The organism is Luteolibacter flavescens, from assembly GCF_025950085.1.
Lineage (GTDB): Bacteria > Verrucomicrobiota > Verrucomicrobiia > Verrucomicrobiales > Akkermansiaceae > Haloferula > Haloferula flavescens.
The window spans coordinates 195,609-219,595 of the sequence record NZ_JAPDDS010000005.1; the positions used below are offsets into that span (position 1 = coordinate 195,609).

Here is a 23,987-nt window from a genome sequence, read left to right on the forward strand (position 1 = left end):
CGCGAAGCCTCATGGCTCCGAGACGACCAAGCGGAGGAAGCGCCGTGGCTTCGATGGATCGGTGACCACGGCGGTGTCCCGGAGGGTGACCTCACGGACCTCGCCCGGGCCGGCTTCAGGCTCCGTCACGATCACGCCTTCCACGAGCGGGAGGAATGCCGCCCCGGAGCTGCTCCGGGCCAGGTCGGTCCATTCGGTTTTCAGGTCGTCGCTGGCCTGGATGGTCATCACGATGTCCGCGCGTGCCGGATTCCGGGTGAACTTGAACTCCATCGTTCCCGCCTCCGAGATCCCGTGGCGGGGGAGGATGGATGATCCGGATGACGTGCCGAGCGGATCGCCTCCGAGGGCGTATTCCAGGAGGTTGGAGATCCCGTTGCCGTTCGGGTCGGCATCGTCGGCAGCCGTGCCTGCGTTCGCACCGGCCCCGAAGTGGCCCAAGCGCCATGCCTCGCGGGGAGTCGCGGGTATTACTCCTGTCCCGGTGAGCCGGATCTGGAACTCGGGATCGGCGGGATCATCGCTCAGGATAGTCAGCGTGGTGCTCCTGAATCCGGTGGCACCCGGAGTGAAGCGGACCTTGAAGGTGGTGCTGCCGCCTCCCGGGGCGACCGTGGTGAGCATGCCGCTGGTATCCACCGTGAAGTCGGAGGCCTGATCCCCCGCGACATTCACTCCGGTGATGTGCAGGGGTTGAGACCCGCCATTGCGGACGACATACCTTTTGACCGTTCCTTGGGAAGCCACCGCGCGGGTGGCGAAGTCCGAGTGCGCTCCCAGCAGGAGCGCCGAGTGATTCGACCCGGCGGAGACGGCTTTCACCCCGCCCAAGCCCGGAGGTAGGTTGAGTTGCCCGTGATAATTGCTTCCCCATCCCACGACGGTCCCATCGTGCTTTAGCGCCAGGCTGTGCTCCGGCCCCGTCGAGATGGCGACGACTCCCGACAAACCGGCGGGCGGGGTGACGACTGGTGATGAGGAGGAAGAGGAACCCCACCCGACCACCGTGCCGTCACTTTTCAGTGCCAGGGTATGGTATCTGGCTGCGGCGATGGCCACCACGCCCGTCCGGGCGGAGGGAGGAATGCTGGGCGAAGTTGCCCACGTAACCACAGTCCCATCTGATTTCAGGGCGACGCCGTGGTCACTTCCCGTGGCCACGGCCACCACGTTGTCCAGTCCTTCCGGGATTCGGAGCACAGAGGTGTCTCTCTTGCTGTCCCACGCTGCGACGGTTCCGTCGGATTTCAGGGCGACGACGTGGTCCCCGGCCCCAGCAACTTGTACGATCCCTCCGACGCCAGCGGGAACCGGTTCGACGTGCAAGTCGTCTGCCCAGCTCTTGACAGTGCCGTCGTGCCGCAGGGCCATGGCGAAATATTCCCCGGAAACGATGGATGATACATCGGTCAAGGGAATCGGAGGTCGGACCACGGAACCGGCTCCCCATCCGATGACTGTCCCGTCTTTCTTCAAGGCAATGGTGCCACTGGCAACCGCCGCGATGGCCTTGACCCCCGACAGCCCTTCCGGCATCGGCGTGGCATTCTCCCGGTCGACAAGCCCGAACTCCACGACCCGTCCATCCACGATTGCGGTTCCCGAAGGCTCCTCGACGGAGAGGATGGGGACATGCGGCACCGCATGCCCGGTGAGAAGGATGTGGAACCAGCCTTCATCGTGATCGCTGCTGGTGATGCGGAGTTTCGCCACGCGCCTGCCTGTTGCGGACGGAACGAATCGCACCGAGAAGGAAGCTTGGCCTCCGGCCGCCAAGGGACCGGTGGGGAGCGTGGAGGTGATCTCGAAGTCCGAGATGTCTCCATCCACGATCTCGACAGAGTGAATGTCCAGCGGGAGCGTGCCGGTATTCCGCACGACCAACGAACGGGGTGTGCCGGGAATGGTGACCGGCCGGGTGCCCAGGTCGGCCACGGAATCTGAAATGACAGCGAAGTCATAGTAGCCGGCTGCCATCGCCGTGATCCCGGAGAGACCGGCTGGAAGGGCCACCGGATCGTTGTGTCGCCTCCACATGACCAGCGTCCCATCAGCCTTGCGAGCCATGATGGAGTCGTAATGGGCCACGATGTCGACGACGCCGCTGAGACCGTAGGGAGGTTTGTAGTCGCTTCTGTTAGGATAGATTCCACCCCAGGTCACGACTGTCCCATCGCTCTTCAGGGCGGCGATGACGCTGTCGCTGACAGCGATACTGGTGATGCCGGTGAGGCCCTCGGGGACTTGATCCACATGATTGTAGTCGTCTCCCCAGACCACGACGCTTCCATCCGCCTTGAGCACGGCCGCGGTATTGGTGCTGGTGGCGATATCCACGATGCCGCTCAGGTCCGCTGGCGCAGGAGTCACCGGCCAGGAGGAGAATTGCCCCCATGTAACCGCGGTCCCATCTTCCTTGAGGGCCATCACGTGGGCTCCATTTGCCACGATCTTTTTCACGCCGGTGAGACCCGGAGGGACGTCTCTGGCCCCGCCCTGGTTGCTTCCCCAGGCCACGACCGTTCCGTCTGACTTCAGGGCGAAGGCGGTCGTGAAGCAGGCGGCGACATCGATCACGTCATCCAGATCCTGGGGTGGGGAGGTCTGGCCTTCGTTTCCTCTTCCCCAGCACGTGACTGTGCCATCATGCAACGAGGCGACGAAGAATCCATCGCCACCGGCGATCCTGCGCACCCCGGTGAGGCCGGGCGGGATGGTCAACTCCCCGGAAGCATTGCTTTGGCCCCAGACTTTGACCTGGCCGCTTTCGAGCGATTCGCCGCCGGATGATTCGACCGTGATTTCCGATCCCACGGCGTTGCCGGTCAGAAGGATCTCGAAGATTCCCTCGTTCAGGTCATTGCTGGATACCCGTAGCATCGCGTCGCGAGCACCACCGGCCTTCGGGTTGAAGCTTACCGTGAAGGTGGTGCTGGCGCCGGGCGGCAACGTCGTCACCTCCGGCTCGCTGTATTGGAATTCCCCGCGGTGGTTGCCATCCTTGGAGATCGCGATGCCGGTGAGGTCGAGGTATCCTTGGTTGACGATGGTGAAGGTCTTCACGGTGGCCGTGCCATCGACGGTGGTTTCGGGGAAAACCTGTGTTCCCTTGTAGTCCACGAGTTCGATCGCATCCGGCCCGGTTGTGTCGAAGATCGCGATTTCCGGGGCGGCCGGAACGCCCGTTCCCGACAGGTCGATCGTCAGGTTGCCGTTGTCCGGATCATTGCTGGCGATCTGCAAGACCGCCTGGTGGTAGCTCAGGCCCGAGGGGGTGAAGGTGGCGGCAATTTCGACGCTGGCTGAAGGTGCCAGCTCGAGAGGGAGAGCGGGCAGGTCCAGTGCGAAGTCCGCAGCGTTGGTTCCGGATAGGGTGATGCCTGTGACTTGAAGGGGCTCGATCCCCGAATTGCGGACCGTGACAGTCTTCGGAGCCGAGGGGTAGGAAACCGTCTGATTCCCGAAAGGGAGGTTGGGGGTCAAGATCACGCCGGTGATGAAGTTGTTCACCGCCAGGGATTTTCCGCGGGCGTTCGGGGTGGGGGGGGTGTAGGTGGGCTTCAGGGCTTGCACGGTCCCGTCGTTCTTCATCGCACGAAGCTCGTTCCCGTGGGCCGCGATGGATACCACACCGGTGACGTTTGCTGGTATGGTCAGCAGGTTGCCGTTCAGCATGCCCCAGCCGACCACCGTGCCATCCGCGCGCAGTGCCAAGCTTGTGGTTGATCCCGCGGCGATCGCCACCACGTTGGAAAGATTCGCAGGGACCGCCAGATAGCTGCTCTGGTTTCTTCCCCAGGTGACGACAGTCCCGTCGCTCTTGAGCGCCAGGTTGTGGTGGTCCCCTGCCGCGATGGCGACCACGTTGGACAGGCTGGCAGGGATGTTGAGCTGTCCTGCATTGTTCCGTCCCCATCCGACCACCGTGCCGTCGCTCCGCAGTGCGAGGCTGTGATCCAGTCCGGCGGCCACGGCAACCACGCCATCGAGCCCTGCCGGCAAGGGCGTCCACGACGCCGGAGTGAGGCCCCATCCCACCACCTTGCCAGACGTGACCGCCAGGCTGTGGTAAGATCCTGTGGCGATGGCTGTGGCAGGTCCCAAGTCGGCGGGAGGCTTGGCCAGACTGGAGCCCCACCAGACGATGCTTCCATCGTCCCGCAAGGCCAGGACGTGAGATCCGCCCAGGGCCAGCGAGGTGACGCGTGAGAGTCCTGCTGGCGGTAACAAAGTCGATGAGGACAATCCCCAGGTGAGAACGCTTCCCATGGGAAGAGGGTTACCCGCCGGTGCCTCGACCGAGATCTCTCTCTTGGAGGTCGTTCCGGTGATCATCACCCGGTAGGGGCTGTCATCCGGGTCATTGCTCGTGATCGTCAGGAGCGCGGTCCGACGTTCGGTCCCGACAGGGGAGAATCTGACGGCGAAAGTGGTGGTGTCTCCGGTGGCGACGGTGGCATCCGGCGCCTCGGTCACGGTGAAGCACCCGGCGTCCGCTCCACTCACGCGGGCGGTGATATTGGACAGGCTGGTGACTCCGGAGCTGGTGATGACAAAGCTCCGGTCCACCGCGGAGCCGGGATCTGCCACTCCGAAATCGTAGGTCCTGCCATTGGGGACAGGATCGCCTCCCTCCTCTGCCAGCGCGATCTGCGCGGCCCTGCGCGACAGATCGTCCGTGACAAAGGCACCGGCGGAGAAGGTGAAAGCCCGGACCTCATCCAGCGATCCGGTGAAGCCGCTTCCCCCCATGTACAACCAGCTACCTGGCGAAGGCGGCGTGAGACCGGAGGTCCCGCACTCGACTCCGTCCACGTATAGCGTCGTGACCCCGCTGCTCCGGACGAGTGCCACATGGGACCAGACCCCGGGTGACAGCGGCCCGCTGCCGAAGAGGCTGGAGCCGATCCTCGCCTGAAATTTGTTTCCGACCTGCGCGATACCCAAGCCACTGGTTCCGGAGACCCCATTGTGGAGGACCACGCCTTCGGCCGTGGAAGAGGCGGGCCTGACCCACGCTTCGAGCCCGAAGTTGTCCGTTGTGCTGATAGCCGGAACGCCCAGGTAGGAATCGGGCGAGAAGGAAACGGCCATGGAGCTGCCCACCCTTTCCACGGCCTCCGCGGCCACGTCGCCGGTGTAGGTCGCCTCACCGCCGGAAGTGGATGCCTCGTTGGTGCGGAAGCGGTTGCCGACCGACAAGACCTTTTGTCCCGGAGTCGCGGATGGGTTATCTTCTCCCATCCGGTAGTAGGCGGTGGAAGTGACGGCTCCGGATGCGGGATTCCCCGCTGCGATCATGGCCAGCGTGAGCCAGGCCCCGCGCAGGAGCGGTATCTTGGAGCGCTGGATCAGGTGACGGACAGATATCATGCCGGAGGCCCATAGACGCTGGAACCCGTGGAGCGAAGGCCGAATTTCACTTTATCGGGATCCTGGCCGGGTCGTGTGACATCCTTGTCGCGGGGAAAACGCAGGCTTTGCCGTCCGGCGCGGGGGAGTCAGGGTCGGGGCGTGCCTTTTCCCCCGGATTTCCTCTTCGGGACCGCGAACGCCGACCACCAGGTGGAGGCGCACGATCCCGCGCGCGAGGACGTGTGGGATCTGTGGGAGCGCAGCCAGGGGCTGACGCCGCGCGGGCAGGGGACGGACTTCTGGCATCGCTATGAGGAAGACATCGGCGCGGCGGCTGCGGCCGGGTGCAGATTGTTCCGCTTCTCCATCGCGTGGGCGCGGGTGGAGTCGGCGGAGGGAGTGTTTGAGAGCGAGGCCTTCGCCCACTACCGGCGCGTGGCGGAGTGCGTGCGATCGCATGGCATGCAGGTGATGGTCACGCTGCATCACTTCGTGTGGCCGGCGTGGCTGGAGCGTGACCATGGCGGGATGATCGGCCGCCGGTTTCCGGATCTCTTCGCTCGCTACGCCGCGCGGGCCGCGGATGCGATGGGGGACATCGTGGACTGGTGGATCACCTTCAATGAGCCGAGCCAGCTCACCTTCGGCTACATCAAGCCGTGGTGGCAGAGCCGCTACTACATGCCGCCGGGCCTGCCGCGCGGCAGCGACGTGGATGCCGAGGCGGAGGCGGTGGGAAAGCTGATCCCAAATCTCTTCCTCGCGCACGCCCGGGCGAGGACGGCTATCCGGGAAAGGCATCCCTCGTCGAAGGTGGGCGTGAATCCCCTGGTGACCGGCTTTCCCATCTGGCTGCAGATGCTGATGGACTGGGGTGCGTGCCACCGCGGGCTGTCCGAGGCGGTCTTCAAGTTCACGACGAAGGGCGCGCTGGTCAGCGAGCGCGGCGACGTGGACCTGGTGATCGGCGGCGTTACGGAGGGAGATCCCACGCGCTTCGAATTCAGCGATCCCTACCTGCGCACGGGGAAGGCGGTGCTGGTGCTGGAAGGCTACGCCGGGAAGGGCATCGCCTCCCTGGCGGGCAAGGACGTGGGCGTGGTGGCCGTGGGGAACCAGCCTGAGGGCTGGCGGCGCGACCTGCCGCCGCAGGTGCGGAAGAAGGTCTTCGCGAACTACGATGAAGCTCGTACTTCGCTCGCCGCGGGAAAGGTGGCCGCGGTGTATGGCGATGCTTTTTTCCTGCTGCCCTTCGAGCTGCAGGACCGCGAGCGCTTCCGCTTCCTCGCCACCGGCCTGAGCGACGAGCACTACGTGGTGGTGGCACCGCACGGGCACCAGCGGCTGATGGACCGGGTGAACCGCGCGGTGGAGCAATTCCAGGACGACCTGGAAATCGCCTGTCGCGTCCCGTGGATCTCGCAACCGGAAGCGGTGGCCAAGGAGGCGCAGCGCCCGCTCTCGCTGCATGAGGTTTTCAGCGGTGGCGACTCGCTGCCGGACCATCTTTCCACCAGCCGGGACCTGCGTCGCATCCGCCGCCGCGGGCGCTTGCGCGTCGGCCTGCGCACGGATGCCCCCGGGGTCTCCGCGGCCTGTGCGGAGGATGGCCTGGAGGTGAAGCTCGCCCGTCGCATCGCGCGCGAGGTGCTGGGGGATGAGACCGCATTGGACATCGTGCCACTGGAGCCGGTCGAGCGGCTGGAGGTGCTGGAGAGCAAGTCCGGCTGGCTGAACTGGGCGTGGCGCTTCTGGGGCACCACCAGCCTCATCGCGAATGCGAACTGGTGGTATCTCGGCATGTCCGGGCGATTGCCGGAAGAGCTGTGCCCGACGGAGGCGATCGGCGCGCAGGACTTCGTGGGGCTCGATTACTACTGGGGTCTGCCGACGTGGCGGCTGCACAAGTTCCGCCTGCTGGAGGATGCCGCGCACGGCCGCTTTCTCACGGCACCCGTGTGGCCGCAGGGGCTCTTCCATGCCCTGCAGCGCTTCCACCGTTGGTTCCCCAATCAAGAGATCCTGATCGTGGAAAACGGCTGCGTTCCGCAGGCCGACGGCATGACCCGTGGGACCTATATCAAGGCGCACCTCGATCAGGTCGAGCGCGCCATCGCGAAGGGCGTGCCGGTGAAGGCCTACAACTACTGGTCCATCACCTCGAACCGCGAGTGGGGCCACCCTTTCGATCCGAATACCGACTTCGGCCTTTACTTCGTGGACCTCGACAAGGACCCCGAACTCACCCGCCGCGAGGCCGAGGGCCTGTCCGTCCTGCGCGATGCCATCGCGAGTGCTACGAGGGATGAGAGCCAGCGGTCGCGCGGTGACCGAACTGGGTAGAGTGAAAGCTTCACGCGCGTCATCCCGCAGCCGCGCGTCTTCCATCGGTCGCGTAGCGACCACGGAAGGTAGCCGCGGGTTTCAACCCGCGGAATAGCGGCGAGTGGAAAGGTGTCGCGTAGCGACCCCGGAGTATCAATAGGGCGGCGTATTGCCGAGATCCGGGAGCGGTCCGGTCGGGTTCCTGTGTCGCGATGCGACACCATGCTCAACCAGTCCCGGAACCGCGGGTTGAAACCCGCGGCTACCTTCCGTGGTCGCTACGCGACCGTAAGAGCCCGACGCTTGTCGGAAAGCCGAACTCAGCGGGAGCGGGAATTCACCTCATGCTTCGCGGAATTCCGGCATGCGTCAGCCCGACATCCTCAGCGCTTCGCCAGAGCCACCAGCACGGCCTTCTGGGCGTGCAGGCGGTTCTCGGCTTCCTGGAAGATCACGTCAGCGTGCTTCTCCAGCACTTCCTCGGTGATCTCCTTGCCGCGATAGGCGGGCAGGCAGTGCAGGACGATGTGGCCTTCCGCCGCATCCGCGAGCAGGCCGGCATTCACCTGGAAGGGGCCGAAGGCTTCTTCCTTCTCCTGCTGGTCTTCCTGGCCCATAGAGAGCCACACGTCGGTATTGATCACGTGCGCGCCCTTCGCGGCCACGGCCGGGTCGGCGGTGACGGTCACGTTCGGCGCATCCAGCTTCGCGAGGAATTCCGCGGGCGGCTGATAGGCGGCGGGAGCGGCTACGGCGAGTTCGAAGCCGAGGCGCTTGGCCGCCCACATCCAAGAGATGGTCATGTTCGAGAAGCCGTCGCCGATGAAGGCGATCTTCTTCCCTTCCCAGCCGCCGAGCGCTTCCTTCACCGTGAGCAGGTCGGCGAGGATCTGGCACGGGTGCTCGTCATCGGTCAGCGCGTTGATCGTCGGGATGCCCGAGTAGTGCGCGAAGTCCACCACATCCTGCTGCGCGAAGGTGCGGATGATGCAGCCGTGGACCATGCGGCCCAGCACGCGGGCGGTGTCCTTGATCGGCTCGCCGCGACCGAGCTGGATGTCATTTTTCGAAAGGAACATCGGGAAGCCGCCGAGCTCCCTCACGCCCACCTCGAAGGACACGCGCGTGCGGGTGGATGACTTCGTAAAGATCATCGCCCAGGTCTGCCCGGCCAGCGGTTGCTCGTGGCGGCCGCGCTCGGCCTTCAGGCGCACGGCATCGTCTAACAGAGCCGTGATCTGTCCGGCGGTGAGTTCTTCGATGGAAAGCAGGTGCTTCATGGGAAAGGGGTCAGGGGCCTGGGGCCGGGGGTCAGGGTGAAGAAAGGCGACGTTCCAGCGAGTCCATGAGGCCGTTCAGGAGACGGCCGACTTCGCTGGTCAATTCGAGGAGCCGGTCGTGGACAGCTTCCGAAATATATCCATGGCGCATCGCCAGGGTGAGTTGCGTTTCCAGCTCGTTGAGCGAGCCACGACTGATGGAAAGGAAATGAATGTAATCGCCGGTGGTCCGTCTGCCGTGACCTTCCGCGATATTGGAAGGTACGGAAGTCGCGCAGCGGTTGATCTGGGAAGTCAGGCCAAACAGCTCTGCCTTCGGAAAGCCGAGGGCGACCGGATGCACGTCCACGGCGAGATCCATCGACTTCTGCCACACGATCAGGTCACGGTAAGATTTCACATTCATAACTACTGACCCCTAGCCCCTGACCCCCGGCCCCTCAAGATCGGAGAGCACCGACTTCAGGATGCCGAGCGCCTCATCGACCTCCGCGTCTGAAACATTCAGGGGAGGCAGCAGGCGGATGGTCTCCGGGCCGGCGGGCGGGATGAGGAGTCCGGCTTCTAGTGCCTTGCCGCAGATGAAGGCAGCAGGCAGCTTTCCTTCCGGTACGACAAACCTAGTAGCATCGAGCCCGATACCGAGCAGCAGGCCGACGCCGCGGACTTCCGTGACGACGGGGAGCTGCCACGCGGCGATGGTCTCGCGGATGCGTTGCTCCTGCCTCGCGACATTTGCGGGCAGGTCGGACTCGGCGATCTCTTCCATCACGGCGAGCGAGGCCGCGCAGGCGAGGGGGCTGCCGCCGTAGGTGGTGCCGTGCGAGCCGGGGCCCATCAGCGATGATAGCTCCTTGCCGGAGGCGTCGATCGCCCGGTCGGAAAGCCAGAAGGCCCCGATGGGGAAGCCGCCGCCCATGCCCTTCGCCCACGAAATGGCATCGGGCTGCACTTCCGGCGCGATGGTCCGCCATGCCATGGTCGGGCCGCAGCGGCCAAAGCCGGTCTGCACCTCATCGAGCAGCAGCAGCAGGTCGTGTTTCTTGCACAGCGCCGCCACGCCCCGCAGGAATTCCGGCGTGGCCACATTCACGCCGCCCTCGCCCTGCACAGGCTCGAGCAGGATGCCGGCGGTGATTGGCGAGATGGCGGCCTCGAGCGCGGCTAGGTCATTGAAGGGCACATGTTTGAACCCCGGCAGCAGGGGATCGAAGCCCTCCTTCACCTTGTCCTGCCCGGTGGCATTGATGCCGCCGAGGGTCCGGCCGTGGAAGGACTTCGTGAAGCTGATCACCTCGTAGCGCGGCGAGCCGTCGGGCTGCGGCCGGGCGTGGCCGAATTTCCGGGCGCTCTTGATGAGGCCGTCGTTCGATTCCGCGCCGGAGTTCGCGAAGAAGACCTTGCCCGGCAGTTTCACGTGGTCTTCCACGATGACGCGGGCCAGCTCCTCCTGCTGCGGGGTGCCGTAGAGATTCGAGACATGCATCAGCGTGCCGGCCTGCTCGCGGATGGCATTCACCACCCGTGGCGGACAGTGGCCGAGCGCGCAGACGGCGATGCCGGTGCAGAAATCGAGGTAGGATTTCCCGGCATCGTCCCAGACGCGGGTGCCCTCGCCGCGGACGAGCGTGACGGGAAAGCGGGCGTAGGTGGATAGGACGTGGCTCATGGGAAAGGGGCGGACGCTAGCGGTCTTCATGGTTTTGGCAAATCGGGAAATTGGGCGGTATTGGCAGGATCGGGGAATGGATTGGCGGGCTCGGGGCGTCGTTTCGGCGCCGCCGCCACCCTCCAAGTGGCGAAAAGCGTGAGCGCGGCGCCCCCCAGCTCGAGCGCCGTGAAACGCTCGCCAAAGAGGAAATACGCACCCGCGGCGGTCACCAGCGGCAGCAGCATCTGGATCGAGGAGCCCCGGGAGACGGGCATCGTGCGGTAGGCATTCGTCATCACGAGCTGCGACACGCCGACGATGATCGCCGCGAGAATGAGCCATAGGTGGGCGTGCGGCGGCAGCTTCCCCACCTCCGCCCCGCGGATCGGCAGGGCGAGCAGGATGCTGTAGAAGCACTGCGACGCGTAGATGGTCCCGGCGTGCTCGGTGGCCCGCAGCTTCCGGATCAGCACGACCACGATGCCCGCGCCCAGCGCCCCGGCCAGGGCGATGCCGTCCCACGCGGTGATCCCGCGGGTGGCATCCCCGCCGACGAAGAGCAGCAGCCCGGCGAAGCCCGCCAGCATCCACAGCAGAGCGGACCGGGAGACCCGCTCCTTCAGCCACCACGCGGCGATCAGCGTGGCGAAGATGGGATACGTCAGATTCAGCACCACCGCCCGGGAGGCTCCCAGCTCGGCGATGGTGAGGTAAAAGGCAGCGATGGACAGCGCACCCACGATGCCCCGCAGCGCGACCAGCTTGCTCCCCAGCAGCGCCCTCACGGACAGCCCCCGGCCAAAGCCGTAAAGCGCCGCCACCATCAGCATGCCCACCGTCCCGCGGTAGAGCGCGCCCATCCAGCCGTCCGCGGCGGGCAGGTGCAGGCTCAGCGCACGGAGCAGCAGCGTATTCGCGGCGAAGAGGAATACGGACAGCAGCATCAGCGCGAGCCCGCGCGGGTCGTGGGCGTCAGGTGGTTTCATCGGATCATCGGTGGATCCGGAAACGGCGGGCCTGCGGGAATGAGGGTGGCTATTACTTCACCTCCGCCGGGCCCTGGGCCGCGTCCGGAGGTGGCAGGGTGCCATCAAGCTCCGAACGCACCCGTACGCCAAAGGGCGCGGGCGGCGAGTCGGAGGTCTTTGCGAAGGTTCGCGGGCACGCCGGGGAAGTGGCAGGCGGGCCCCGGAAAGTCAAGAAACCCTTCGTCAGGCCGGGCTTGCATGGCCGCTCATCCCTGTCGAGACTCCCGCCCATGTTCTTCACCCCGAAGTGGAAGAAAGAAGCGAAGCTCCTCTACAAGGGCGCGCTGAAGTTCCTCCATTACAAGCGCGACCTGCTGAAGCCGGACCGTATCGACGAGATCCAGTCGCGCCGTGCCGACCTGCTCGAGGCGATCAAGGCCGGCAGCCAGGAAAAGGCGCAGGAAGCGTCCAAGCAGCTCCGCGCGACCTGCGAGGGAGCCTTGCCGCACTTCCCACAGCAGAGCGCCTGGGAGGAGAATGTGGAGGTCATCTTCGTCGCGCTCGTCGTGGCACTCGGCCTGCGCGCCTACGTCATCCAGCCCTTCCGCATCCCCACGGGGTCCATGCAGCCGACCCTGAACGGCATCACGATTCATCAGAACGACGATCCGCAGGCGAAGAAGCCATGGCTGGGCAGGCAGGCATGGGACCTCGTGATGCGCGGGCGCACCTACCGGCATATCATTGCGGAGAATGACATGCAGCTCGCCGCTCCCCCGGTGGACAAGTCATGGTTCCTCTTCACGCGGACCAAGGTGAAATTCACCAATGGCCAGGAGCTCAGTTTCCCTGCGGCCGTCAATGAGACCTACAATCTCCTCACCGAGCCCGTTTCTCCCGGGTCCGAGCATCGCGTGCCGAAGCTTTTCAAAAAGGGCGATCCGATTTTGAACGGCTGGGTGGATACCGGCGATCTCGTGCTGGTGGACAAGATTTCCTATCACTTCCGCAAGCCGAAGCGTGGCGAGGTCTTCGTCTTCGACACCCGTGGCATTCATACCAACCGGCGTGACCCGAATGACAGGCTGTCCGATCAAACCGGCGGCACGCACTACATCAAGCGCCTCTGCGGCGTCCCCGGCGATACCTTGGAAGTGCAGTCGCCAAATCTCTGGATCAACGGAACCATCGCCCAGGAGCCGGGCATCCAGCGCGTCATCCAGGCCCAGGGAGAATACGGGAAGGACAATCCCAATGGCTACGTGCTGGCAGATCCGGGTGCCACGGGATACCTGCTGCCTCTCCAGCGGCCGGGCTCGAAGCTGACGCTCGCGGCGGAGGCAAAGCCGGGCATGCGCGAATACGCCGCCTTTGGCGACAATACCGGCAACTCCGCCGACTCCCGCTACTGGGGCTCGGTGAAGGAATTCAATCTCGCGGGCCCGGCGCTCTTTTCGCTCTGGCCCATTACCACCGGTCATTGGGGATTCATCCGTTGAGCACCATTCCGCTTCTGCGCAAATGCACGAATGGCCGTCATGGCATTCATTGTGCATCGTTTTCAGATGACCGCCACGATGGCCGATTCCGCTGAAATCACCCGCCAGGCGAAATCGAACCTCGCCTTCGCGCTGCAAATCCTGCCGAAGGAGCGGCGGGACGGCATGGTCACGTTCTACGCCTTTTGCCGGGTGGTCGATGACCTCGCGGACGATGCCGACCGCCCCCTGGAGGAGCGCGAGGCGGGCCTGAGCGCTTGGCAGGACGGTCTGGAAAACGGCTTTGCCAATCCGGACCCGCTCCAGCGTGAGGTGATCGCCCTGACGCAGCAGTACGATATCCCGGTGCACTACCTCACCGCGATCATCGAGGGCTGTCGCATGGATCTCCGGCCGCAGCGCTTCGGCACATGGGAGGATCTTTCTCAATATACCTGGAAGGTCGCCTGTGCCGTGGGGCTGGCCTCGCTGAAGGTCTTCGGAGCCACCGACCCCGCCTCGGAACGCTACGCGGTGGCCCTTGGCCATGCCCTCCAGCTCACGAATATCCTCCGGGACGTGGGCGAGGACCTCTCGAATGGCGGGCGGATCTACCTGCCGCTGGCGGATTTCGCGCGTTTTCAATACAGCGAGCGGGACCTCGTGGGCCGGGTTTACGACGGTCGCTTCGCCGCGATGATGGCCTGGCAGGCCGATCGCGCTACGGCCTTCTACCAGGAAGCAGTGGCCGCGATGCCGAAGTCCGACGCCAAGGCGCTCGTCCCCGCCGAGATCATGCGCTCCATCTACCAGACCCTGCTGGAAAAGATGCGGAAGGACGGTTTCAAGGTCTTCCACCAGCGCTACAAGCTCTCAAAAGCGCGGAAGATGGCGATCTTCTCAAAACATCTCTTGCGACTCGGGACGCCTGCTTGAATATCGGCTCCAACGCATCGTCCGATGGCCGACATGAAATCGCTCGTTCTCCTGCCGCTCTCGCTGCTCGCCGTTTCCTGCTACCCGCAGGTTCCTTACGGCCAGCAGCGCCCGCCCTATCGCAATGGCGAGCCCTACTACCCGTACGGTCCCGGCGGTCGCGCCCCTGGCAGCTACAATCAGGGCAACTACGCTCCGGATGACCGCGGCGGCTACAACTCCGGCTCTGGCTCGGAGCGCGGCCAGTTCGAGCCCGTGCCCGGCGGAAATCGCCCGCCACCGGTGAATCCCGCCCCGCCGGTAGCCCCGCGCCCCACCTCGCCGCGCATCAATCCGGACGTGGATGTCCCGGATTCCTCGCCCGCCCCGGCCCCGCGCCCCACCTACCCGGACGCCAAGCGCACCGCGAATCCCGCCCAGGTCATCAGCCCCTACGCCCCCTACAACGTCATCGACGTCGAGGGCTTCAAGAGTGGCCAGCTCGCGAAGGACCCGTCGAACGGAAAGATCTTCCGCGTGCCTTGAGCACGTGAGGGGACCCGGCATGCCGGTAGCCTGAGCCTCCGTGCCAAGGCTGTCCGGATTCGCAGGGATCCATATCGAGATTTCACAGGCCACCCGGCTCCGTCCGGGTGGCCTGTTGTATTTCATGGGGATATCGCATGTCTCTCGTTTGGAGGAGGAGCCGTCATTCCAAAATCAGGCATAACTTTCCTGCGGACGGATGTAACCATTCCCGATACATCCACGGAGGTAATCGCGGATTCCCAAGATCCGGCGTGATCCTCATGACGATGAAACCCATTCATTTCCTCCCTCCGGCCGTGGCGCTCGTTGCCTCGGGCATCTGGCTCGGGATGCAGCAGCAATCGATCTCCACCGTGGAAAAGGAGACGGTGCTGCTAAGGCAGCACATCGAGGCGGCCAAGCAGGCGGCTGGAGGTGATCGGTCGCTGGCCGAGGTGAGGTCCGGCGCGGGGAAGGCGATGGAGAAGGACGACGACGCCATCGATTGGAAAAACCTCGCCGACTCGATCGCGAAGGCGGAGCGCGGCGGCATTCCGGACATGAAGGCGATGATGAAGATCCAGCGAAAGCTGATGTCCTTGAGCCCCGCGGAGCTGACCGCGGCCCTGGACGAGATCGCCACGCTGGAGATGAGCCAGAACGCACGTGCCGGTCTTGAGAACTCGCTGATCAACCTGCTTTCACAGAAGGAACCGGAGCTGGTGCTGAACCGCTTCCTCGACCGGCTCAACGACACCGATGGCTTCGGGAGCTGGCAGCTTTCGAATGCCTTCCGCCAGTGGACGGACAAGGATGGCGCTGCCGCGGCGGCGTGGCTCGATGCGCAGATCGCGGCGGGGAAATTCGAGGCCAAGTCGCTCGACGGGAAGAGCCAGAGCCGGATGCAATTCGAGGCGGCGGTGATCTCTGCCCTGATTCATTCCGATGTGGAAGCGGCAAGCAAACGGCTCGCCTCCGTCCCGGAGGAACTGCGGAAGGACATGCTCCAGCACGGCATGCTCGCGAGCACGAAGCCCGGAGGAGAGAAGAACTACGCGATCCTCGTCCGCGAGAATCTGCCGGAGAAGGATCAGGCCCAGGCCTTCGACCAGGTCGCGCACTCGCTGGTCCAGCGCGGCGGCTACGAGAAGGTCGGAGAATTCCTCTCCGACATCGATGCCACTCCGGCCGAGCGCAGCCGGATCGTGATGCAGGCCGCGTCCAACAAAATCCAGCAGCTCAATCACCGCCCCGGCATCGAGCGGAAGGACGTGGATGAAATGCGCGCCTGGGTGGCGAAGCAGTCACCCGAATCCGTGGACACCGTCACGGCTGAATCCCTCGGCAGCGTGTGGGGAAACGACGAGAAGTGGGAAAGCAATGCAAAGATCATTAACGATCTCCACGCGGAGCAGCCGAGCGATGAGCTGCTCCTGTCATTCCTGAAGAACGGCCAGGCATCGAACCACCGGGAGATCGCGCGCGAGATGGCGGCGAAGATCTCCGACGAAGCGAAGCGCGCCGAGCTGATGGAGCGCTTCAAGGAGGAGCCCGCGCAGGACAAGTGAGCGACCCCGCAGCAGCATCATGAAAGCATCCCTTTTCCTCTCCCTCCTCATTCTCGCGGCCGGCGGATTCCTCGGCTGGCGGCAGCAGGACCAGCTCGCGGGCGTTCGCGAGGTCCATCGCCAGGTCACGGAGGAGGCACGTGCGCTGGGCCTCGCGCCCGATGCGTTGTTAGAAGCGGGCAAGCCGCCGCTTTCCACCAAGTCCGGGCGCGAGGAGGCGGAAGACAAGACCGTCGCGGCGAAGGCCTTCTCCAAGGAGCTGATCGCCTTCGCGGTGAAGATGAAGGAATATGAGAGGACCGGCACGCAGCCCGACGAGGATTTCCAAAGGAACATCATGGAAGTCATGGGGCGCTTCACCGAGCTGTCGCCCGCGCAGATCAAGGTGGTGATCGAGGAGATGAAGCTGAGCTCCGATCTCGATGACGAGATGCGGAGCAACATGACCGGCTTCGCCGTCATGATGCTGGCGAACAATCACCCGCAGGCGGCCGTGGCGATCTACACCGAGTCCCCGGACCTGGTGATGCAGAATGATATGGGCACCCACGTCGTGAGGAGCGCGCTCGGCAAGTGGGCGGAGCAGGACCCCGTGGCCGCGATGGAGTGGCTGAAGAAGAACGCGGAGAAGCACGCGAAGCTCGTGAACGACGACACGAGGGCCACCATCTTCGAAGGCGCGGCGAAGCAGGACCCGAAGCTTGCCCTGAGCCTGGCCGACGAGCTCGGCCTGAAGGACGTGGCGCGGATGGGCGGGGCGATGGCCGGTGCCGCGCGAACGCCCGAGGAGCGCTCGGCATTGCTCCAGACGCTGCGTTCCGAGAAGAAGGACGACCTTGCCAAGGTCGCCCTGAATGCGCTCGGCGGACAGCTTTCCGCGGAGGGCTTCGAGTCCAGCGGCGCATGGCTTTCCTCCGCGAAGCTGAGCGAGAGCGAGTTGAAGGCCGTCGCCGAAGGTCTCTCGCCATGGCAGGTCAAGGCGGACACCGGCAAGTGGATCGAGTGGATGGATGGCAAGGTGCCGGCCGCCACGGTCGAGACGAAGACCCGCGAACTGGTGGCTCAGTGGACGCAGCGGGATTTCAATGCGGCGGGCACATGGATCGGCACGTTGGCCGAGGGATCGACGAAGACCGCGGCCATCAAGTCCTTTGCCACCACCGTCGCGCCCTACGAGCCCGAGTCCGCCGTGGAGTGGGCGAATACCCTGCCCGCGGGGAGCGAGCGTGATGAACTCCTGAAGATCATCGAAGTCGAGAGGCGGAGAAGTGTCCTGACCCAAGAGGAGATCCAATACACCGATCCGGACGAAGAGTGACAATTTCTGCAATACCGTCAGAAACGGGATGAGCGCTTGGCAGTCATCCATTTCTGAAATAAGTCGTCACTTCACATCGTTTTACCGCCCCGATCATGCAGAAACCTATCCGCGTCCTTTGCGTCGGAGCCGGCCACATGGGCCGCTCGCACGCGCTTGCCTACCACCGAATCCCCGGCTTCGAGATCTGCGGGATCGTCACCCGCTCGGCCGAGAGCCGCGGAAAGCTGAATGCCGAGCTGGGCGGCGGCTATGCGGAGTATGCCGATTTCCACGAGGCGCTGGCGGCCACGAAGCCGGACGCGGTGAGCATCTCCACCTATCCGGATACCCACGGCCCCTACGCGGAGGCTGCCTTTGACGCCGGTTGCCACGTCTTCATCGAGAAGCCGCTGGCCGAGAATGTCGCCGCCGCGGAGGGCATCGTCGCGAAGGCGAAGTCGAGCGGGAAGAAGCTGGTGACCGGCTACATCCTCCGCCACCACCCGAGCTGGATCAAGTTCATCGAGCTGGCGCAGACGCTCGGCAAGCCGCTGGTGATGCGCATGAACCTCAACCAGCAGTCCTTTGGCGACAACTGGAAGACCCACAAGGCGCTGATGTCCTCCATCTCGCCGGTGGTGGATTGCGGCGTCCACTATGTCGATGTGATGTGCCAGATGACGCGGTCGAAGCCCGTGCGCGTGTCCGGCATCGGCGCGCGCCTCACGGACGAGATCCCCGAGGGGAAAATCAACTACGGCGCGCTGCAGGTGACCTTCGAGGACGGCTCGGTCGGCTGGTACGAGGCCGGGTGGGGTCCGATGATGAGCGAGGTCGCCTTCTTCGTGAAGGACGTCGTGGGGCCAAAGGGCTGCGCCTCCATCGTCGCGGACAAAGCGGGCGCGGAGGGCCAGAGTTCGAACGTGGACGCCCACACGCAGACGCAGTCCATCTGCCTGCACCACTCGCAGCTCACGCCGGAAGGCACCTTCGAGAAGTCCGACGAATCCGTCCGCCTCGATGACGAGCCGGATCATGACGGCTTGTGCCATCGCGAGCAGGAGTATTTCCTGAAGGCGATCCACGAGGATCTCGACCTGACCGATCACATGGATGACGCGCTGTCATCCATGCGTATCGTCGAAGCCGCGGACGAAAGCTTCCGCACCGGAAAGACCATCGATCTCTGACATTCCCATGATGAAATCCATCTTCGCACTCGCCCTCCTGCTTCCGCTCGTGTCGCCGGCGGAGCTGAAGTCCGTCCCGCTCTTCAATGGCAAGGACCTTTCCGGCTGGAAGGGTGAAGGCTACGTCATCGAGGACGGCGCCATCGTCTGCACGCCTCAGGGGCGGAACCTGATGACGGAGCAGACCTACGCGAACTACGCGTTCGACTTCGAGTTCAAGCTCCCCGCCGCGGGGAACAATGGCATCGGCATCCACTATCCCGGCGAGGGCGATGCCGCCTACACCGGCATGGAAGTGCAAGTGCTCGACGATACCGCGGAGAAGTACAAGGACCTCAAGCCCTACCAATTCCACGGCTCGCTCTACACGCTGCTCGCCGCGAAGAAGGCCCCGCTGAAGCCGGTGGGCGAGTGGAACCAGGAGCGCATCGTCGTGAATGGCGACTTCGTCCAGGTGAGCGTGAATGGCGAGATCATCACGGAGGGGAAGCTGAGCGACCTGAGCAAGGAATTCCCGAAGCACGAGGGGGTGAAGCGCCGCTCCGGCCACATCGCCTTCTGCGGCCACGGCGACCAGGTCGCCTTCCGCAAGATGAGCATCATCGAATTCCCTCCCACGGCGAATGAGGAAGGCGCGACGAAGGCGGGCTTCACGAAGATTTTCGACGGCGCCTCGCTGAAAGGCTGGGCCCACACCGAGGCCGACCTTGCCCACTGGAAGCCCGTGAATGGCATCCTCAAGTACGACGGCAAGGCCAACGACCTGTGGTCGGAGAAGGAATACGGCGACTTCGATCTCGCCTTCGACTGGCGCTGGGCGGCCCCCGGCCCGCTGATGAAGCGCCCGGTCATCGGACCGGATGGCAAGGAAACCGGCGAGCAGGTGGAAGTGCAGGAACTCGACAGCGGCGTCTATGTGCGCGGCAACTCGAAGAGCCAGGTGAACCTCTGGAACTGGCCCTGCGGCTCGGGCGAGGTCTACGGCTACCGCACCGACAAGACCCAGCCCGCCGAGGTCATCGCCGGCGTGACGCCGAAGGCGAAAGCCGACAATCCCGTGGGCGAATGGAACCGCACGATGATCTCGATGCGGGGCGACAAGCTCACCGTCTCCATCAATGGCCAGACGGTGATCGAGGATGCCCAGCTTCCCGGGGTGGCGGCAAAGGGCAAGATCGCCCTGCAGCACCACGGTTCGCAGATCGACTTCGCGAATATCTGGATCAAGGAACTCTGAGCCGGGTTCCGAGACCAATCACGACGCCCCGGGAGCATCCGGCTCCCCGGCGTCCATCCGGACGCGCAGCGGCTTGTCGGCATTGAGCTGGAAGGACTGCTGCGGGCTGGCGAGCGAGATGCCCGCTTCGCCGAGGCGTCGCTCGATCATGAAGCGCAGGTCGCTTCCCACGTTGCCGCCGCCGGTATTTGCCCGGAGGTCCACCCAGTAGAAGACCGCGAAGACGAGCGCGTCCGTGGCGAAGTCCTCCAGCACCACCTGTGGTGAGGGGCTTCTCAGGATCACCCCGTGCTGCGCCGCGCATTCCTCGAGGATGGTCGAGACCAACCGGAGCTGCGAGCCATAGGCCACGCGCACGCGCACCACCCGGCGCACCACCGCGGTGCCGTGGGTCCAGTTCACCACCTTGCTCTCGAGCAGCACGGAATTCGGCAGTATCAGGTCCACGCCGTCAAAGGACCGCACCGTGGAGGAGCGCGTGTCGATGGTCGTCACCGTGCCCGCCACGCCATCGACCTCGAGGATGTCGCCCACGCGGACCTTCCGCTCCGCCAGCACGATCAGGCCGCTGATGAAGTTCTTGAAGAGCGTCTGCGTGCCGAAGCCCACGCCGATCGCCAGCGCGCCGCCGAGGAAGGCGAAGGCGGTCAGCGGGATCTTCAGGAAATTCAGCGTCACCAGCGCGAGCGCGATGCCCAGCGCGATGCGCGTCCAGCGCCGCAGCGTCTCCGCCTGCCCCTGCTGCATGCGGCCCCTGCCGACCATGCGCGAGTAGCCGCGCTTCAGCAGCCACGAGCCGATCCGGTAGGCGACCCAGAAGAAGAGCAGCGCGCCGATCAGCCAGCCGAGGGATAGCCCGCGCTTCACGGTCACCACCTGGCCGTCCACCTCGGTCTTGTCGTCGTAGCGATAGACCACGAAGTTCCACACCGCCTTCGCCTTGCCGGCGATGCGCGAGCCGTAGCCGCGGAAGCGCTCGCCCCACGTCATGGACGCGGTGACTTGTCCGGAGTCACCGAGCCAGCGGCTGATGTCCATGTGGAGCCCGGCGATCTCCTGGCCGAATCTTTCCACCGCATCCATGTCCGACCGCAGGGTGGCTTGCAGCTCCTCGACCTGCGGCCGCATCGGCGAGTCGGCGGGTAGCGAGGTCAGGCGGCCCTCCTGGTCCTGCATCGCGGACATCGTCGCATTCCGCCGGATCGCCACCAGCGAGTCAAAGGCACTCGCCCGGGTGAGCTGTGCCTGCAGTGCGGCCAGCGCCTCGGTCCGCTCCACGGCGGACTCGGAGGTGAGCAGGATCCGGCGGGCTGTCTGTGCGTCGAGGTAGTCGCTCAGGAAACGCATGCGCGCGCCCGTGATCTCGATCCGGTTGGCCAGGCTTTCCAGCCGTGTATCGAGGAATTGCACGCGATCCGTCGCCGCCGCCAGCTTGGCTTTCTCGGCATCCGTCGGATTCGCGTTCGCGGCCTTCAGGGTGTCCGCGGTGGTCACGGCGGACTGCCTTTCCGAGATGGCGGCCTGCTGGAGCTTCTCGATCTTCGCGAGTTCCTTCGCGATGTCCTTCCGTCGTTCTTCGGTGGAGTGCTTGAGCTGGTCGAGGTCTTCCTGTGGGAATGCGGTGGACGTTCCCAGCGCGGCGATCTTCCGCTTCAGCAGGTCGGCATCCGCTTCGGCTGCGGCCGTCCGCATGCGGGCGTTTTCCGAGGTGTGCTGGAGCATCGCCGCCGCGGAGCTCAGCGCGCGCAGCTTCAGCTTCGCCGCCTCCAGCCGCCACAGCTCCGCATCCACGTGGTCCGGCGCGGCGCGGTCCGCGGTCTCCTGCGCCAGTCGCACGGACTCGTCCGCCTTCTTGATCTCGGACTGCCGCTTCGCCAGCTCCCGCTCGAACATCGTGTAGGCGGACTCATAGGCGCGCAGCCGCGTCCCGATGCCCTCCTGCTGCCGCCGCAGCTCGTCGTGCAGGACGAAGGAGTAGGGGCCCGGCTTCTCAAAGCCCTTCCACGCCGCGCTCTCCTCCTTCGTCTGGGTGATCGACTGCTGGAGCATGCCCGCCGTATCCAGCGCGCGGATGGTATTCTCCGCGGTGAAGATGCCGAGCAGCAGGTCGGACCGGCGCGCGGCCACCTCCTCCTCGGTGATGCCTGCCGGTGGTGGCACGCCCTGGTCGAGCGCCGCCATCTGGGCCTGCCAGTCGTCCCGCCACGTCCTCAGGCGCTTGATCCGGTCCTCGGCGGACTCCTCCTTCGCCGCTTCCGTCTTGGTGTCGGGCAGCTTGATCGATGGCAATTGGGCGACCGCGGGCGAGCTGGCGAGTCCTGCCGCCAGCAGCCCGATCCGGAGGAAATGTAGGACGATCCGTGTCACGCGAGGCCCATGATTGGCACGGGAAGCCGCGTCTGGCCAGCCGCTCATTGGCGACCGCTCCGCAGGTGCAGCTTCAGGATGCGCCGCACCTCGGCGATGCCGTCCGGGTGCTGGTGAGTGCTGTGGTGGGACGGCACCACCTTTTCCGACGCCGCTCCGTCGAGATGAGAGCTCCAAAAAGCCACCACGCCATCCGACATCATCGGCCGCGTGTGGTCCTTGTTCCCGCCCTTTCCGCGGTCGCCCATGATCGAGTGATACGGGATGCCGGGAGCGATGGGCAGCTTGTTCACCGCCTTTACGAAGCTGTTTCCGGGCGACAGCGTGTCGATGCTGTTCGGCGCACGCTCGAGCTGCATCGAGGCAGCATCCACGGTTACGAGCGAGGCGACCGCGTTCCGCGCGTCGGCGAGGAAGGTCGGCATCCGCACCAGCCGCGAGGCGAGGCTGCCGATCCACGTCGTGGCGATCTCCGATCCCCGGTGCGGCGCGGACATGAAGATCGCGCGGCTGATCTCCCCGCGATGCTCGAACATCAGCGAATCCCGCAGCAGCGCCCGGCTCGACCCGCTGATCTTCATGGCTTCCGGCCCCTTGTGGAAGACGTCGCGCCAGATCTTGTCCCCCGCGTCCGTCACCATCAGCCGGCTGATCAGGCTGCCCATGCTGTGGCCCACGATGACGATGTCCTTGTGCCCCTTGAAGACCCGCTTCACCCCCTCCAATTCCTTCCGCAGCAGCGAGGCGGAGTAGGGATAGGGATAGCCGCTCGGGTAGCTGAAGACCCAGAATTGATAGCGGTCCCGGAGCTCCGGGTCCTGGATCAGCGACTGGTACATCGGCACCCAGGTCGCGGGCGTGTCCTGCAGGCCGTGGACGAGGAGCACGGGGATGCGCTCCTTGTCATACTTCTGCAGGCGGATCAGCCCCGCGGTGTCCGAGTATTTCTGCGGATTGAAGAGCCGGATCAGCCCGAGCTTGTCCGGGCGGGTGACGGCCACCACGAAGCTGACGGGCGCGCTGAAATTCGCCGCGAGCACCGGATTTCGCCCCGCGATGGCGATGCGGTCCTCCTCCAGCGGATCGTGCAGCTCCAGCACCGCGCCGCGCTCGCCCTCCGCTCGCACGATCGCCGTCAGCGCCATGGTCACCCGGGGCGGATCGTAGTTCTTCCGGTAGTTCGGGTCCGGGTCCGCCATCACCACCAGCGGCGCGCCGAGTCCGGGCCGGGTCGCCTTGATCGCCGCGTATTTCCCGCGGAAGTCGTAGGTATCCACCACATGATACTCGCGGTGGACGTTCGCGGCCTTCGGCTCCAGCTTCCCGCGCAGCGTGCGGGCGGTCGGGCCGCTGCCGACCTGGATCGTGCGGCCCCACGGCAGCGCCTTTTCCTTCTCCAGCCGCTCGACCAGCCGGCCCACGGCGTAGTTGTAGAGGCCCACCGCTCCCGGCTCGCCGACCAGCGCCTTGTCCCCCGCGAGCCGCGCGCACTCGAGGAAGTGCCCGCTCGCGATCATTGGGTCGGTGGCCGCCTTCCCCGCCTGTAGCTCCCGCAGCGCTGCATCCAGCGGGGCGGTGCTGTAGTCGCCAGGCGGCGGCACCGTCTTCACCACCTGGAAGGAGACCGGGGCGATGCACGAGGTGAGCGCGAGGGCTGCGGCGAGGACGGCCAGGAATTTCATGCGGGTGACGGGAAAACAGCGATTGCCCCAAGTTCTCAAAACCCTCCCCGCGGGTTCCGCAAGTGGGATCTTGCAACGCCTCCGACCGCCGATTTTCCCCTCCCGCAGACAAAATGAGCCATCCCCCGGTGGGGTGCACCCCG

The 23,987-nt window shown here is 65.1% G+C and carries 15 protein-coding genes; 8 read left to right on the forward strand and 7 right to left on the reverse strand.

What is annotated here, in order from left to right:
- Positions 1-9: 9 nt before the first annotated feature.
- Positions 10-5,373, reverse strand: a complete 5,364-nt coding sequence (locus OKA04_RS10810) for a choice-of-anchor D domain-containing protein (protein WP_264501173.1) — start codon at positions 5,371-5,373, stop codon at positions 10-12.
- Positions 5,374-5,514: 141 nt separating this feature from the next.
- Here OKA04_RS10810 and OKA04_RS10815 point away from each other — a divergent pair, with 141 nt between their 5' ends.
- Positions 5,515-7,698, forward strand: a complete 2,184-nt coding sequence (locus tag OKA04_RS10815; protein WP_264501174.1) for a family 1 glycosylhydrolase — start codon at positions 5,515-5,517, stop codon at positions 7,696-7,698.
- Between the two features lie 365 nt (positions 7,699-8,063).
- Here OKA04_RS10815 and argF read toward each other — a convergent pair whose 3' ends face one another.
- From argF to OKA04_RS10835, 4 genes are read right to left on the reverse strand one after another with little or no spacing between them, the layout of a single operon-like run.
- Positions 8,064-8,960: an ornithine carbamoyltransferase gene (gene argF, locus OKA04_RS10820; protein WP_264501175.1), complete on the reverse strand. Its 897-nt coding sequence runs from the start codon at positions 8,958-8,960 to the stop codon at positions 8,064-8,066.
- 31 nt (positions 8,961-8,991) lie between these two features.
- Positions 8,992-9,366 carry a four helix bundle protein gene (locus OKA04_RS10825; protein WP_264501176.1) on the reverse strand — a complete coding sequence of 125 codons (375 nt, stop codon included), beginning with the start codon at positions 9,364-9,366 and terminating at the stop codon, positions 8,992-8,994.
- 12 nt (positions 9,367-9,378) lie between these two features.
- The gene (locus OKA04_RS10830; protein WP_264501177.1) at positions 9,379-10,629 is read right to left on the reverse strand and encodes an aspartate aminotransferase family protein; all 1,251 of its coding nucleotides are present in this window, start codon (positions 10,627-10,629) and stop codon (positions 9,379-9,381) included.
- Positions 10,630-10,655: 26 nt separating this feature from the next.
- Positions 10,656-11,597: a DMT family transporter gene (locus tag OKA04_RS10835; protein WP_264501178.1), complete on the reverse strand. Its 942-nt coding sequence runs from the start codon at positions 11,595-11,597 to the stop codon at positions 10,656-10,658.
- 272 nt (positions 11,598-11,869) lie between these two features.
- Between OKA04_RS10835 and lepB the strand changes: the two genes are divergently transcribed.
- The 7 genes from lepB to OKA04_RS10870 all read left to right on the forward strand — a co-directional run bounded on the left by lepB (position 11,870) and on the right by OKA04_RS10870 (position 19,795).
- Positions 11,870-13,078 (forward strand): signal peptidase I, encoded by a 1,209-nt coding sequence (gene lepB / locus OKA04_RS10840; protein WP_264501179.1) that lies wholly within the window; start codon positions 11,870-11,872, stop codon positions 13,076-13,078.
- A 78-nt stretch (positions 13,079-13,156) separates the two neighbouring features.
- Positions 13,157-13,993, forward strand: a complete 837-nt coding sequence (locus tag OKA04_RS10845; RefSeq protein ID WP_264501180.1) for a phytoene/squalene synthase family protein — start codon at positions 13,157-13,159, stop codon at positions 13,991-13,993.
- A 33-nt stretch (positions 13,994-14,026) separates the two neighbouring features.
- Positions 14,027-14,518 carry a hypothetical protein gene (locus tag OKA04_RS10850; protein ID WP_264501181.1) on the forward strand — a complete coding sequence of 164 codons (492 nt, stop codon included), beginning with the start codon at positions 14,027-14,029 and terminating at the stop codon, positions 14,516-14,518.
- A 269-nt stretch (positions 14,519-14,787) separates the two neighbouring features.
- Positions 14,788-16,068 carry a hypothetical protein gene (locus tag OKA04_RS10855; protein WP_264501182.1) on the forward strand — a complete coding sequence of 427 codons (1,281 nt, stop codon included), beginning with the start codon at positions 14,788-14,790 and terminating at the stop codon, positions 16,066-16,068.
- A gap of 19 nt (positions 16,069-16,087) precedes the next feature.
- Positions 16,088-17,386, forward strand: a complete 1,299-nt coding sequence (locus tag OKA04_RS10860) for a hypothetical protein (RefSeq protein ID WP_264501183.1) — start codon at positions 16,088-16,090, stop codon at positions 17,384-17,386.
- 95 nt (positions 17,387-17,481) lie between these two features.
- A complete protein-coding gene (locus OKA04_RS10865; RefSeq protein ID WP_264501184.1) occupies positions 17,482-18,558 on the forward strand; it encodes a Gfo/Idh/MocA family protein in 1,077 nt (358 codons plus the stop codon).
- A gap of 10 nt (positions 18,559-18,568) precedes the next feature.
- Positions 18,569-19,795, forward strand: a complete 1,227-nt coding sequence (locus OKA04_RS10870; protein WP_264501185.1) for a 3-keto-disaccharide hydrolase — start codon at positions 18,569-18,571, stop codon at positions 19,793-19,795.
- Between the two features lie 18 nt (positions 19,796-19,813).
- Here the strand turns inward: OKA04_RS10870 and OKA04_RS10875 are convergent, their stop codons facing one another.
- A complete protein-coding gene (locus OKA04_RS10875; protein ID WP_264501186.1) occupies positions 19,814-22,162 on the reverse strand; it encodes a mechanosensitive ion channel domain-containing protein in 2,349 nt (782 codons plus the stop codon).
- 44 nt (positions 22,163-22,206) lie between these two features.
- Positions 22,207-23,844 (reverse strand): esterase/lipase family protein, encoded by a 1,638-nt coding sequence (locus OKA04_RS10880; RefSeq protein WP_264501187.1) that lies wholly within the window; start codon positions 23,842-23,844, stop codon positions 22,207-22,209.
- Positions 23,845-23,987 lie beyond the last annotated feature (143 nt).

Bases quoted from the DNA above. Each gene is read 5' to 3' on its own strand.
- OKA04_RS10810 (WP_264501173.1), bottom strand. From the start codon at position 5,373: ATGATATCTGTCCGTCACCTGATCCAGCGCTCCAAGATACCGCTCCTG.
- argF (WP_264501175.1), bottom strand. From the start codon at position 8,960: ATGAAGCACCTGCTTTCCATCGAAGAACTCACCGCCGGACAGATCACG.
- OKA04_RS10825 (WP_264501176.1), bottom strand. From the start codon at position 9,366: ATGAATGTGAAATCTTACCGTGACCTGATCGTGTGGCAGAAGTCGATG.
- OKA04_RS10830 (WP_264501177.1), bottom strand. From the start codon at position 10,629: ATGAGCCACGTCCTATCCACCTACGCCCGCTTTCCCGTCACGCTCGTC.
- OKA04_RS10835 (WP_264501178.1), bottom strand. From the start codon at position 11,597: ATGAAACCACCTGACGCCCACGACCCGCGCGGGCTCGCGCTGATGCTG.
- lepB (WP_264501179.1), top strand. From the start codon at position 11,870: ATGTTCTTCACCCCGAAGTGGAAGAAAGAAGCGAAGCTCCTCTACAAG.
- OKA04_RS10845 (WP_264501180.1), top strand. From the start codon at position 13,157: ATGGCCGATTCCGCTGAAATCACCCGCCAGGCGAAATCGAACCTCGCC.
- OKA04_RS10850 (WP_264501181.1), top strand. From the start codon at position 14,027: ATGAAATCGCTCGTTCTCCTGCCGCTCTCGCTGCTCGCCGTTTCCTGC.
- OKA04_RS10855 (WP_264501182.1), top strand. From the start codon at position 14,788: ATGAAACCCATTCATTTCCTCCCTCCGGCCGTGGCGCTCGTTGCCTCG.
- OKA04_RS10860 (WP_264501183.1), top strand. From the start codon at position 16,088: ATGAAAGCATCCCTTTTCCTCTCCCTCCTCATTCTCGCGGCCGGCGGA.
- OKA04_RS10865 (WP_264501184.1), top strand. From the start codon at position 17,482: ATGCAGAAACCTATCCGCGTCCTTTGCGTCGGAGCCGGCCACATGGGC.
- OKA04_RS10870 (WP_264501185.1), top strand. From the start codon at position 18,569: ATGAAATCCATCTTCGCACTCGCCCTCCTGCTTCCGCTCGTGTCGCCG.
- OKA04_RS10880 (WP_264501187.1), bottom strand. From the start codon at position 23,844: ATGAAATTCCTGGCCGTCCTCGCCGCAGCCCTCGCGCTCACCTCGTGC.